The organism is Marinobacterium nitratireducens (genome assembly GCF_014645375.1).
GTDB lineage: Bacteria > Pseudomonadota > Gammaproteobacteria > Pseudomonadales > Balneatricaceae > Marinobacterium_A > Marinobacterium_A nitratireducens.
Map to the genome: position 1 here is coordinate 1 of NZ_BMLT01000026.1, position 12,995 is coordinate 12,995.

Consider the following 12,995-nt stretch of genomic DNA (forward strand, 5'->3'; position numbering starts at 1 on the left):
ATGACCGACGAGGTGGCGCGGCTGGTGCTGCGCCACAACTACGGCCAGAGCCAGATCCTCAGCACCGCGATGCTGGTGAGCACCATGCGCATCAACGATCACCGTCGCCTGATGCAGGACCTGGAAAAGGCCGGCCGCCTCGATCGCGAACTGGAATACCTGCCCGGCGAAGAACAGTGCGCGGAACTGGTCCGCAACGGTCAGGGGCTTAGCCGGCCGGAAATCGCCGTTCTGCTGGCCTACAGCAAGCTGTGGCTGTGCGATCAGCTGGTCGCCGCCGGTGTCGGCGAGGACCAGGACCTCGCCGAGGAGCTGTACAGCTACTTCCCGAGTGCGGTCTGCGACCGCTTTGGAACCGCCCTGCAGCAGCACCCGCTGCATGCCGAGGTGCTGGCCACCCACCTGACCAATCTGCTGTGCAACCGCATGGGCTCGACCTTCATCAGCTATGTCATGGGCGAGGTTCACTGCAACGCCCTCGAAGCGGTTCGGGCCTGGTATCTGGCCCGCGATCTGCTGGATGTCTCCTCGCTGTGGCAGGAGCTCGAAACCTGCGAGACCCGTCTCGACGACACCCTGTTCCGGCAGCAGCTGCTGCATATCCACGCCCAGCTCGAGCGCATCGTGCTCTGGTTGCTGCATCGCCACGGCAATCAGATCTCCATCTCACAGCTGCGCCAGCGCTACGGTCACCATATACCCGAGATGACCGCGTCGCTGCAGGAGTTCCGCGACCCGTCCGAGCAACAGGCCTGCCGGCAGGAATGCCAGGCGCTGCAGAGCGCAGGCCTGTCCCAGGCGCTGGCAGAGCGCCTGGCAAGCCTGAGGGAGCTGTCCAAGGGACTGGAAATCATCGAGCTGGCGCAGGATAGCGGACAGGACAATGACACCGCCCGCCATGTCTACTTTGCCGTCGACCATTACCTCGAGCTCGGTCCCCTGCGCCGTCTGATAGCAGCGCTACCGAAGCAGGACCTCTGGCAGCGCAAGGCCCGGAGTGCGCTGACGCGCGACGTCGACTCGGCGCTGGTGCGCGCCTGCCTGGCGGTAATCGGCGGCCGCTGCGAGGGCGAGACCCTGGACGACCGGCTCGAGAGCTGGAAGACCGCCAGCGCACCGATACTGGCGCAGCTGCGCCAGCTCTACGGCGAAATCCAGGCCCATGAGCGACCGGACCTGCCGATGCTGTCGGTGGCGGTGCGCGAACTGAACAACCTGCAGTACCTGTAGAAAGAACGGGTGACGGGTGACGGGTGACAGGTTACGCGTAACGGGATAATGTTGAATTCGCCGGCGAATACGCCCGCGTTTGCTCCGGCATTGGATAAATCGCCGTTGCTTACTTCAGGAGGAACCTATGAGTACAGGACAGGTCGGCCGCGAGACCTTCGACGAGGTGATGGTGCCCAACTACAACCCGCAGGCCATCGTGCCGGTACGCGGCGAAGGCTCGCGACTCTGGGACCAGGAGGGACGCGAATACATCGACTTCGCCGGCGGCATCGCGGTGAACGCCCTCGGGCACTGCCACCCGGCACTGGTCGAGGCGCTGGAAACCCAGGGTCGCAAGCTCTGGCACCTGAGCAACGTCTACACCAACGAGCCGGCGCTGAAGCTGGCGCAGCAGCTGACGCAAAAGACCTTCGCCGAGCGGGTATTCTTCGCCAACTCCGGCGCCGAGGCCAATGAGGCGGCGTTCAAGCTGGCGCGCAAATACGGTCACGATCATCATGGCGAAGGCAAGTTCGAGATCATCTCGTTCGAACAGTCGTTCCACGGCCGCACCCTGTTCACCGTCACGGTCGGCGGCCAGCTGAAGTACCGCCAGGGCTTCGAACCGGTTCCCGGCGGTGTCACCCATGTGCCGTACAACGATATCGGGGCACTGAAGAAAGCCATCTCGGAGCGCACCTGCGCGGTGGTGATGGAGCCCATACAGGGCGAAGGCGGTGTGATACCGGCGGATCCGCTGTTCGCGCAGCAGGTACGGCAGCTGTGCGACGACCATCAGGCGCTGCTGATCTACGACGAGATCCAGACCGGCGCCGGTCGTACCGGCCATCTCTACGAGTACATGGCCATGGGCGTCACGCCCGATATTCTCACCAGCGCCAAGGGACTCGGCTGCGGCTTCCCGATCGGCGCCATGCTGACCCGCGCCGATATCGCCGAAAGCTTCGGCTTTGGTGCCCACGGCAGTACCTTCGGCGGCAACCCGCTCGGCTGTGCCGTGGCCGGCAGGGCGCTTGAGCTGATCAGCGACCCGCAACTGCTGGTCGGAGTCGGCGAACGGCATGACCAGCTTGTCGAGGGTCTGCGGCAGATCAACAGCCGGCAGCGTATCTTTCGCGAAATTCGTGGCAAGGGCCTGCTGATCGGCGCCGAACTCGTCGAATCCTGGCACGGCCAGGCCGGTCAGTTCCTTGCTGCGGCCCGTGAACAGGGCGTGCTTCTGCTGATGGCGGGACCCAACGTGCTGCGTTTCACACCATCGCTGATCATGCCGCAGGGGGATATCAGCGAAGGGCTGGCGAAACTCGAGACGGCGATCGGGCGGATAAAGGCATCCGAGTGACACTGCGCTTTTCGACGTAAGGCGAGAGCATGGCCTGCACCAGCGCACCGTAACCCGGCGCGAAACGCAATCGGTCGCCGACCTGATATTCCGCTGTGGCCGTGAGGTCGACCACCAGGTGATCCGACGAAGCGCCGATAAGACCGACCCGCCCGTCTTCCGGGCGCAGCGTTGCGCAATCGGTATCCAGCCGCCCGAGGCCCAGGATGCCGCGCAACTGCTCGCCCCGGTCCTCGAAACTGGGCACTTGCCCGAAGGCATCGAGCACGATCTCGCCATGGGGCAGCGACTGTTTGGTCCCCACCTCGATCAACTCCGCCTCCAGTGAGAACACGTCAGTGTGCAGTCCCGGCAGCGGGGCGTCGGTGTAGGGATCGCGACCCAGCAGCATGGCGAAGCCGACCCGCAGGTGGTTGATGCCGGCCGGAAGCCGCCCTTCGAGTAACAGCGGGAGCGCACCCGAATTGCCGCCGGACACATACTGCAGCGGACGGCCCAGCTGCGCTTCGAGCCGCGCCGCCAGCCCGACCAGTTCCGTCAGCTTGTCCGCCGTTGTGCGAATACCGCCAAGACAGCCGAGATTGGTGCCAATACCGGCCACTTCCAGGGCCGGCAGCCGCCGAATCCTTTCTACCAGTGACGGCAGCGCCGCCGGCGCTACGCCTTCACGCCGGTCACCCATCTCGACCATCAGTAACACCCGGTGGCGTCGACCCAGCCGTTGCGCCGCCGCATTGAGCGCTGCAAGGGCAGCATATTCCGAGTTCAGACTGATCTCGGACAGCCGTACCACCGCCTCCGCCTCGGACGGTGCCGGCAATCGCAGCAGCATGCGCGGCACCTGCGGACCTGCGTCCGGCAGCCCGGCAAGATTCTCCAGCCGCGAATCGGCCAGCATGTCACAGCCGCCCTCCAGCACCGCCCGAACCAGCGCATCCCAGCCGCAGCCCGCCTTGACCACCGTGGCGAGGGTCACGCCCCGGACAGCGCATAGCCGCTTCAGGTATCGCACGTTCTCGGAGAGTTTGCGGGCGTCAAAATACAAAACAGTGCTGCTCATCGTCTTCCGTCTCTGGTGGCAGGGCACCTTACCCTGTGGACAGATCGACGGTAGCAAAACGGTCTATATTGATAAAAATGTTATTAACAATTTTAGATATAGATATAATCTATACTCCTGTTACCTGTACGAGGTTGCCATGACGGATCCCTACAGTCCCCACGACCAGCTCGAACGCTTCGCCACCCGTCTTGACTGGAACCTGCTGCGCACCCTGGTGTTCATCGTTCAGGCCCGGAGTATCAGCCGCGCGGCTGAGCGTCTGTGCCTGCAGCAACCCACGGTCAGCGCCGCGCTGAAACGCCTGGAAGATGCGGTCGGCCGCCGCCTGATCGACCGCCGACCGGGACATTTCGAGCTGACCCCTGCGGGCCAGAAACTCTATGACGAGGCAATGCAGGTCTACCGCCAGGTCTCGCGCCTCACCGACCTCATCCACGACGCCGAAAGCGATATCAGCGGCCATGTGCGCATCCTCAGCATCAGCCAGATCGCCTGCGACGACTTCGATTCGCTGTTGCAGCGCTTCTTCAGCCAGCACCCCCGGGTCTCGCTGTCGATAGAGGTCGCCACCACGGCGGAGGTGGTGCGGGCCGTGGAAAACAGCACCGTTACGCTGGGCCTGTGCGATACCGACGTCAAAGCACCGCTGGCGCAACGACGGATCGGCCGCGAGCAATATGCGATCTACTGCAGCCGGTCGCACCGGCTGTACGGGCGTGAGGGACTTCAGCTGGAGGATCTGCGGGGTGAAGCCTATGTCGGCTTCACCTCGGACGTGCTTGGCGGCGACTACATGGGGCCGGTAACCGCGATGCGGGCACTGGCGTCGATCGGCCAGCAGGTGCGGGGAGCGTCGAGTAACGTGGAGGAGGTGTGCCGGATGGTCGTCGCCGGCATCGGTATCGGCGCGCTGCCGGTCCACCTGGTGCACGACCAGCTGGCGCAGGGGTTGCTATGGCAGCTCCCCCCTTACACCGATCTGCCGGAAGCGGACATCAACCTGATCTACAACCCGCAGTCGCGCTTCAACGACGGCGAACGTGCGCTGATCGAAGCGCTGACGTCGTCACTTCGTGACGGGTGACACGATCCACGGGCGCCGTGGAACCCATCAGTTGAGAGCATACGGGTAACCGCCTCCGTGCCGAGAGACTCCAGGACGTCTCCGGCACCTATGATGGGTTACGCCGCATCAACCCAGGTGCGCATTGCCGGCGAAGTGCCGTTGCGGCTTCTCCCATCCTACGGATACTTCGCGTAACCCGTAACACGTAACACGTAACACGTAACACGTAACACGTAACGCTTTAGAAATTGGTGCTGAGAAACTGGCGGAAGCGCTCGGATTCCTGTTGCTTGAAAAGCTTCTCCGGCGCGCCCTCTTCCTCGACCAGCCCCTGGTGCAGGAACATTACATGGGATGACACCTCGCGGGCGAAGGCCATCTCGTGGGTGACCACGATCATGGTGCGGCCCTCCTCCGCCAGCTTGCGCATCACCAGCAGCACCTCGCCGACAAGCTCCGGATCGAGCGCAGAGGTCGGCTCGTCGAACAGCATGACGTCGGGCTCCATGGTCAGCGCGCGGGCGATGGCGGCGCGTTGCTGCTGGCCGCCGGACAGGTGCGACGGGTAATGATCCACCCGGTTGTCGAGCCCGACCTTGTTGAGGTAGTAGCGCGCACGTTCCTCCACCTCCGCCTTCGGCTGCTTCAGCACCCGCAGCGGGCCGATCATGCAGTTTTCCAGCACCGTCATGTGGGACCAGAGGTTGAACTGCTGGAATACCATCCCAAGGCGCGCCCGGATCCGCTCGACAAGCTTCTCGTCGACCGGCACCGCCTCTCCGTGACGATTGTGCCTGATATGGACCGGCTGGCCGTGCACGATGAGTTCGCCGGCGTCGGGCACCTCGAGCAGGTTCAGGCAGCGCAGGAAAGTGCTCTTGCCGGAACCGCTGGAACCGAGGATGGCGGTAACGTCATGCTGGCGCGAGGTCAGGGAAATACCCTTGAGTACCTCGAAGTCGCCGAACGACTTGTGGATATCGCGGGCGATCAGCGGAGCCTCGATCGCCTGCATTTGCTCGTTGTTCAGAACAGAGGAATTCATAGTCATTATTCCGTAGCGGTGACGGCGGTTTTGACCGCCTTCGGGGCCTGGATCACGCGACGCTGCAGGTGCGGATTAATGCGTTTTTCCAGGTAGCGCCAGATACGCACGATCACCATGGTGATCAGCAGGTACAGCAGCGCGGCCCACAGATAGATCGAGAAATCAAAGGACTTGGCGAAGATGGCCCGGGTCTGACCCATCAGGTCGAACAGTGTCACGACGCTGGCGATGGCGCTGCCCTTGAGCAGCAGGATCACCTCGTTGCCCAGCGCCGGAAAGGCGATGCGATAGGCGTGCGGCATCACGATCAGACGATAGCGCAGCCAGGCGGACATGCCGTAGGCCCTGGCCGCCTCGACCTCGCCGCGGGGCACGCCGAGAATGCCACCGCGCAGCAGCTCCGCCTGGTAGGCGGTGGTGTTGAGCACGAAGGTCAGCAGCGCGCAGTAGAAGGGATCCCGGAACAGCCACCAGAGATCGACGGCCTGCAGCTCGTGACGAAACTGGCCGGCGCCGAAGTACACCAGGAACAGCTGCGCCAGCATCGGCGTGCCGCGGAAGAAGGATATATAGATCCGTACCGGCACAGACAGCCAGGCTCTCGGCGAGCAGCGCGCCACGGACATCGGCATCGCCAGCAGCGCGCCGATCAGCAGCGCCAGCCCCGACAGCTGGATCGTCAGCCAGGCGCCCTCGAGCAGCAGCGGGCCGTATTCAGACAACATTTTGAAAGGATGCATCTCAGGCCCTCCTCACGCCGCTGCTTTTGTGGACGACGCCCTTTTCCAGCTTCGCCAGCACCGTTTCCGACGGGATAACCCACTCGGAGACTAAATAGAAATCAAACATCCTCAGGCCCTCCTCACGCCGCGGTTCGCCCTTTTTTCCAGCACCGCCAGCACCAGTTCGGACAGAATGCTGAGGATCCAGTACGCCGCGCAGGCGACGAAAAAGAAGGTGAAGGGCTGCTTGGTCGCGCCGACCGCAATATTGGTCATGCGCAGCAGATCGTTGAGTGCAATGATCGAGACCAGCGCCGTATCCTTGATCAGGTTGACCCAGAGGTTGCCAAGGCCCGGCAGCGCGAAGCGCCAGATCTGCGGCAGTTTGATGAAACGGAACTGGTCCAGCCGGCTCAGGCCCATCGCCTGCCCCGCCTCGATCTGCCCCTGATCCAGGGCCTGAAAGGCGCCGCGCAAGACCTCGCCGGAAAAGGCGCCGAACACCACGCTCAGCGCGATCACGCCAGCGATGAAGGGGCTCAGCTCGACGAAACCGGCGTCGGGGTCCAGCGCGCGCCAGGCCGCGTTGAGCAACATGGCGATGCCGTTGTAGACCAGGAACAGCGTCAGCAGCTCGGGAATGCCCCGGGCCGCCGTGGTGTAAGCCCGGCCAAAGCGGCGCAGCCAGGGCTGCTCGGACAGCGACGCACCGGCGATCGCGAAGCCGATCAGCAGGCCGAGCGGCAGCGTCGTCACCGCCAGCTGAACCGTGACCAGCAGCCCGGAGAGCAGCTCGTCACCCCAGCCATCGGCGCCCAGGCCGAGAAGAGAAAGTTCGTTCATGGGGAGCCCCTCTGAACGACGCCCTGGGGGCGCCTATTTCAGATCGTAGATATTGATCGAGAAATACTTGTCGTTGATCGCCTGGTAGGTGCCGTCGGCGATGATGGCGGCCAGCGCCTGGTCGAGCTTGCGCCGCAGTGCCTCGTCCTCCTGGCGCAGCGCCATTCCGGTGCCCTCGCCGGCATAGCGGCTGTCGGTGATCGGCTCGCCGACCATGTGACAGCATCTGGCGTCCTCTCCGCCTTCGATCCAGTCCAGCATCGGCAGCAGATCGCCCACCATCAGGTCGATGCGGCCGTTGGCCAGGTCCATGTTGGCCTCGTCCTGGGTGCGGTAGAGGCGCAGATCCGCCTTCGGGTACACCGCCTGCAGGTAGGCCGCCATCTGCGTCGAGCTCTGGGCGCCCAGCACCTTGCCGTTCAGTCCTTCGGGGGAGAAGTCCTCTGGCGCTTCATCGTCGGTGCGCGCCACCCAGGTCATCGCCGCCTTGTAGTAGGGGGCGCTGAACGCCACCTGCTGCTTGCGCTCCTCGGTGATCGACATCGACGCCAGGATGACGTCGTACTTGCCGGAGAGCAGGCCTGGAATGATGCCGTCCCAGTCCTGAGCGACGAAGCTGCACTTTGCCTGCATCTGCTCGCACAGAGCCTTGCCGATATCGATATCGAAACCGACCAGTTCACCGCTGGAATTGATCGAATTGAACGGCGGGTAGGCGCCTTCGCTGCCGATTCGGATTTCGTTCCAGTCCTTTGCCGGAACAGCAGTTGAGACGAGGGCGGCAGCGACAGCTGCGCCCGCAAGCCAGGTTGCGAATTTCATCGGTAGTTCCTTGTTGTCCTTATTATTATCGAGAGGTGCCGGGGCCGGCGAACGCCGCCCCGGGCGGCGGGGGTCTACTTCATGTCGTAGATATTGATCGGGAAGTACTTGTCGTTGATCTGCTGGTAGGTACCATCGGCAACGATCGCGGCCAGGGCCTCGTTGAGCTTGCGACGCAGCTCCTCGTCCTCCTGGCGCACCGCCATGCCGGTGCCTTCGCCGGCGTACTGCGGATCCATCACCGGCTCGCCGACCAGCTTGCAGCACTTGCCGTCCTCGCTGTTGCTGACCCAGTCGAGCATCGGCAGCAGATCGCTGACCTGGAGGTCCAGCCGACCGTTGATCAGGTCGAGGTTCACCTCGTCCTGGCTACGATACAGGCGCACGTCGGACTCGGGATAGGTGGTCTGCAGGAACGCGGCCTGGGTCGAAGCGCTGAGGGCGCCGATAGAGAGGTCTTCGAGGGCTTCAGGGCTGGTATCGGTGATGTCGCTGTCGGCGGGGCCGACGAACGTCAGTGCCGCCTTGTAGTAGGGATCGGTGAAGGCCACCTGCTGCTTGCGCTCTTCCGTGATCGACATCGACGCCAGAATGACATCGTACTTGCCGGCCATCAGCGCCGGAATCATGCCGTCCCAGTCCTGTGAGACGAAGGTGCACTCCACCGCCATTTTTTCGCACAGGGCGCGGCCGATATCGATATCGAAACCGATGAGCTCGCCGTTGGCATTGAAGTAGTTGAACGGAGGATAAGCGCCTTCGCTGCCGATGCGCACCGAGGTCCAGTCCTTGGCCCAGACCGGGCTCGCTGCCAGGCCGACCAGCGCCAGGGCGCCGCAGAGCAATTTGGAAACTTTCATCGTCAATTCCCGCGTCGTTTTCGGATTATTGTTGTCGGTGCCGGCGAGCCGGCACCGCCACGGGGGCCCGTCGCCGGCCGTCACCCGAGTCACAGCACCTTAACAAAATCGAGGGCAGGGCTTTTTCGTCCATCGGACATGGTTTTTCGATAAGGTGACGCCTGACCCCGGACGGGTGACGGGTGACGGGTGACGGGTGACGGGTGACGGGCATTATCGTGGGAGCGGCGCACCCAAACGTAAGGGCACTTCCCCCTGCGAATACCCTCAGCGCCTATGATGTATACGGCGGGGCGCCGATCCCACTAACGTTCGAAGGAACGGCCGTAACTCGGCTGCAGTTCGCCGGCAGGCTGGGCGTTGCGCCGCTCCTGCCGCGGTGTCAGGCCAAAGTGGTTGCGGTAGGCGGTACTGAAGTAGGAGGCGCTGGAAAAGCCACACATCAGGCCGACCTGCAGGATGGGCCTGTCATCGGTACGCAGCAGCGTGCGGGCGCGGTCGAGACGCAACTCCAGGTAGTACTGGGACGGCACCGTCTGCAGGTGCTGCTTGAAGAGCCGCTCCAGGTGGCGGCGCGAGACGCCGACATGATGGGCCAGGTCATCGGTGCTCAGCGGCTCCTCGATATTCGCCTCCATCAGCGTCACCGCCTCGATCAGACTCGGCTGCCGGGTGCCCAGACGGGCCTTGAGCGGCACCCGTTGCGCCTCGTCGCTGGGGCGAATGCGCTCGCAGACGAACTGCTCCGACAGACTCGAGGCCAGCTCCATGCCGTGTTCGCGGCCGATCAGGAACAGCATCATGTCCATCGCCGCGGTGCCGCCACCACAGGTATAGCGATCACGGTCGGTCTCGAACAGGTTGCCGGTGGCCTGCACGCGGGGAAACTCGTCCCGCAACGCCGCCATGTCGAGCCAGTGGATGGTCGCGCGATAGCCGTCGAGCAACCCGGCCCGGGCCAGCAGGTAGGCTCCGGTGCCGATGCCGCCAAGGGTGCGGATGCTGCGTGCCCAGCGCTTGAGCCAGGGCGTCAGCTTCTCCTGCCCGTTGCGCGACAGCGCCGAAGGGCCGCAGATGAAAAGCGCGTCGAGCATCGGCACCTTGTCGACGTGGCACTCGGCCCGCACCTCGGCGCCGCTGCTGCTGCGCACCAGCGCCTCATCTCCGACACCGATCAGCGTCACCTCGTACAAGGCCTGGCCACTGAGGCTGTTCGCGGTCTGCAATGCCTCCACCGCGCAGGAGAACCCGGTAAGGGAAAAGCCCGGCATCAGCACAAAACCCAGCCGCTGGGTTCTTTTGGGAAGAGAGCTCACAGTTGACAGCTACCCGTTATCAGTAAACACCAGGACGCGACCCGGGAAAAAGGACCCGCTGCCCTGCCACAAGATTAGCCCGCCACAGCTTATTCCGGATCCGGCTTTCGCCAGTCTGAGCATCGGCTCAGACCCGAGGCCTCGCATCATAACGCCTGCGGACGACAAAACACCCCAAAGCGGTGCCTCGATGGCAGCAGGGCGAAAATCGGGGTCGCCTGGACAAAATTAACCCGGTGTCGGGCTCTCGGGGCTTTGCGGATAATGAATCCAGTTTCCCATCCACCGAGCATAAGAAGCCGAAAAAACCGATGGATACGTCACCGATCGTTGCCAGTCCACGCCTCAATGCCGCCTCCGCGGCCGACACCGAAGCCCTGATCAGCCGCCTGCACACGGCCACGGAGGCCGGCAGGCTGCGGCAGTTGCTGAATGCCTGTTTTCGCCATCAGCTATCGGATGCACAGTTGCCGCCAGGCGACCTCTATGGCGCCCTGAACGCCAGCTGGCAGCACCTGCAGCACCGCCGGGAAGAGGTACAGGTCGTCGTTTTCAATACCGACTCCCTCGACTGGCACTGCCACCACAGCATCATCGAGATCCTGATGGACGACCGCCCCTTTATCGCCGCCAGCTGCCTGGCGGAGCTCGGCCGTCATGGCATCCGCGTCCACCATCAGGCCTACCCGGTGCTGCACGTGCGCAGGGACGACCAGGGACGACTGCTCGAACTCTGCCCGCAGCAGACGCCCGGTACCCGAGACGAAGTCCTGGTGCGCTTCGAAATCGACAGACAGGCCGATCAGACGGCCCTCGACACCCTGCGCCAGGACCTGGCACGGGTCCTTGAGGACGTTTGCAGCGCCGTCGCCGACTGGCAGCCGATGCTGACCTGCCTCGAGGAGGCCGCCCGCGGCTGCGAGATGGCATCCGACGCCGATGCCGAAACCGTCGCCTTTCTGCGCTGGCTGGCCGACGAGAACTTCCTCTTCGTCGGTTTTCGCTATTACGACGTTGAGGACAGAGACGGCTGCCTGGCACTGCACTATCGGGATCACTCGGGCCTCGGCTGCTTCCGGGAACCCATCTCCGAGACACAGCGCCAGATTCTGCTGGACGCCTCCCAGAGCAGGCTGCTGCGCGAGCCGAAGCGCCTGGTTCTGACCCGCTCCACCACTCTGTCTACGGTGCAGCAGAGCCGCCACCTCGATTACATCGGCGTCAAGAACTTCGACGACGACGGACGTCTGATCGGCGAATGGCGTTTCTTCGGCCTGTACTCCAGCAAGGCGTACGACACCCCGGTCAGCGGCATCCCACTGATCCGGCGCCACGTCGAGCGCCTGCTCGGGGAGTCCGGGCTGCCGCACGACAGCCACAGTTACAAGGCGCTGCGCCACCTGCTGTTCAACTATCCGCGCGACGAGATGCTGCAGAGCGATTTCGACCAGCTTCGCGACAGCGTCTTCGGCATGCTCGATGCGGTGGAACGGCGGCGTCTCGGTCTCTTCCTGCGCCCGGATGCCCATGACCGTTTTATCAAGGTTCTGATGCTGGTGCCGCGCGACCAGTACCACACCGGTCTGCGCATCGCGGTTCAGACGATTCTGCTGCGCCAGCTGGGCGGCTACAGCGCCGACTTCAGCGTCCGGCTGTCGGAGGACCCGCTGGCATTGATCGAGTTCTGCATCCACTGCCGTCACGCCCGCCAGGTGCACTGGGACCGGGAGCAGCTTCAGGCGCTGGTGCTCGACGCCATGGAAAGCTGGCAGGACAGATTCCACCAGGCCCTGCTGCGGCGCTTCGACGAGTCCCGCGCCAACGACCTGTTGCGGCGTTTCGGCGCGCGTCTGCCGGTCGCCTACCATGAGGCCACCCCGGCCGAAATCGCGGCCGAGGACATCCGCCAGCTGGCCGCACTCGACGATGCCCGCCCGCTGGCGACCCGCCTGACGTCCGAGGCCGCGGGGAAACTGCGCCTGCGGGTACTGGGGCGCGGTCGTGACATGACACTGTCCGACGTGCTGCCTATCCTGGAACACCTGGGCGTGCGGGTTCTGACCGCCGTGCCGTACCAACTGCGTAGCGGTGGAGTCGACGAGATCCCGGCCTGGATTCTCGACTTCCAGCTGGCCTGCGACCCCGAGCTCGATCTGCAGCGCTCAGCTGTGCTCGACCAGTTCCAGCAGAGCTTTACCCGCACCTATGGCGGCGAACTCGAAGACGATCGCTTTCACCAGCTGGTACTGCGCGCGGGCCTTGCCTACCGCGATGTCACTCTGCTGCGCGCCGTCAGCAAATACCTGCAGCAGCTCGGTGTCCCCTTCAGCCAGCACTACATCGAGCAGGCGCTCGGCCGCAACCCGCAGCTGAGCCGCCAGCTCTGCGAACTCTTCGTCACACGCTTCGACCCGGCGTTCGAAGGCGACCGTGAGGCCATCCAGGCCAGCCGGAGCGCCGCCATCGAAGCGGCGCTGGAACAGGTCGACAACCTCGACGAGGACCGCATCCTGCGGCATTACCTTGGCGTCATCCAGGCCATGCTGCGCACCAACTTCTACCAGACCGACGGCGAACGCGAGAAGGGCTACCTGTCGTTCAAGCTCGACACCCGCAGCCTGCCCTTCGCTCCGGAACCGCGGCCGGCGTTCGAGATCTTCGTCTACGCCCCCTGGGTCGA

The 12,995-nt window shown here is 64.0% G+C and carries 10 protein-coding genes and 1 pseudogene; 4 read left to right on the forward strand and 7 right to left on the reverse strand.

Annotated features, from left to right (window positions below):
- Nucleotides 1–1,230 (forward strand): annotated as a pseudogene (locus IEX85_RS23740) (NAD-glutamate dehydrogenase domain-containing protein); the annotation flags it as partial.
- 127 nt (nucleotides 1,231–1,357) lie between these two features.
- Entirely contained in the window at nucleotides 1,358–2,575 is a 1,218-nt protein-coding gene (locus tag IEX85_RS23745; protein ID WP_188863129.1) for an aspartate aminotransferase family protein, read from the forward strand.
- Here the strand turns inward: IEX85_RS23745 and IEX85_RS23750 are convergent.
- The gene (locus IEX85_RS23750; protein WP_188863130.1) at nucleotides 2,517–3,635 is read right to left on the reverse strand and encodes an alanine/ornithine racemase family PLP-dependent enzyme; all 1,119 of its coding nucleotides are present in this window, start codon (nucleotides 3,633–3,635) and stop codon (nucleotides 2,517–2,519) included. The genes IEX85_RS23745 and IEX85_RS23750 overlap by 59 nt on opposite strands.
- A gap of 139 nt (nucleotides 3,636–3,774) precedes the next feature.
- On the opposite strand from IEX85_RS23750, the gene IEX85_RS23755 reads away from it, so the two are divergent.
- Complete coding sequence (locus IEX85_RS23755; RefSeq protein WP_188863131.1) at nucleotides 3,775–4,722, forward strand: LysR family transcriptional regulator; 948 nt, start codon at nucleotides 3,775–3,777, stop codon at nucleotides 4,720–4,722.
- A 223-nt stretch (nucleotides 4,723–4,945) separates the two neighbouring features.
- Here the strand turns inward: IEX85_RS23755 and IEX85_RS23760 are convergent, their stop codons facing one another.
- The 6 genes from IEX85_RS23760 to IEX85_RS23785 all read right to left on the reverse strand — a co-directional run bounded on the left by IEX85_RS23760 (nucleotide 4,946) and on the right by IEX85_RS23785 (nucleotide 10,270).
- Nucleotides 4,946–5,749 carry an ABC transporter ATP-binding protein gene (locus tag IEX85_RS23760; RefSeq protein WP_308425695.1) on the reverse strand — a complete coding sequence of 268 codons (804 nt, stop codon included), beginning with the start codon at nucleotides 5,747–5,749 and terminating at the stop codon, nucleotides 4,946–4,948.
- A gap of 5 nt (nucleotides 5,750–5,754) precedes the next feature.
- Entirely contained in the window at nucleotides 5,755–6,492 is a 738-nt protein-coding gene (locus IEX85_RS23765; RefSeq protein WP_188863132.1) for an ABC transporter permease, read from the reverse strand.
- Nucleotides 6,493–6,603: 111 nt separating this feature from the next.
- Nucleotides 6,604–7,317, reverse strand: a complete 714-nt coding sequence (locus tag IEX85_RS23770) for an ABC transporter permease (RefSeq protein WP_188863133.1) — start codon at nucleotides 7,315–7,317, stop codon at nucleotides 6,604–6,606.
- A 33-nt stretch (nucleotides 7,318–7,350) separates the two neighbouring features.
- Nucleotides 7,351–8,139: a transporter substrate-binding domain-containing protein gene (locus tag IEX85_RS23775; protein ID WP_188863134.1), complete on the reverse strand. Its 789-nt coding sequence runs from the start codon at nucleotides 8,137–8,139 to the stop codon at nucleotides 7,351–7,353.
- 74 nt (nucleotides 8,140–8,213) lie between these two features.
- Nucleotides 8,214–8,999, reverse strand: a complete 786-nt coding sequence (locus tag IEX85_RS23780) for an ABC transporter substrate-binding protein (protein WP_188863135.1) — start codon at nucleotides 8,997–8,999, stop codon at nucleotides 8,214–8,216.
- Between the two features lie 305 nt (nucleotides 9,000–9,304).
- The gene (locus IEX85_RS23785) at nucleotides 9,305–10,270 is read right to left on the reverse strand and encodes a GlxA family transcriptional regulator (protein WP_188863136.1); all 966 of its coding nucleotides are present in this window, start codon (nucleotides 10,268–10,270) and stop codon (nucleotides 9,305–9,307) included.
- Nucleotides 10,271–10,626: 356 nt separating this feature from the next.
- On the opposite strand from IEX85_RS23785, the gene IEX85_RS23790 reads away from it, so the two are divergent.
- Nucleotides 10,627–12,995, forward strand: a 2,369-nt coding sequence (locus IEX85_RS23790) for an NAD-glutamate dehydrogenase domain-containing protein (protein ID WP_188863137.1), incomplete at its 3' end; no start/stop codon positions are given.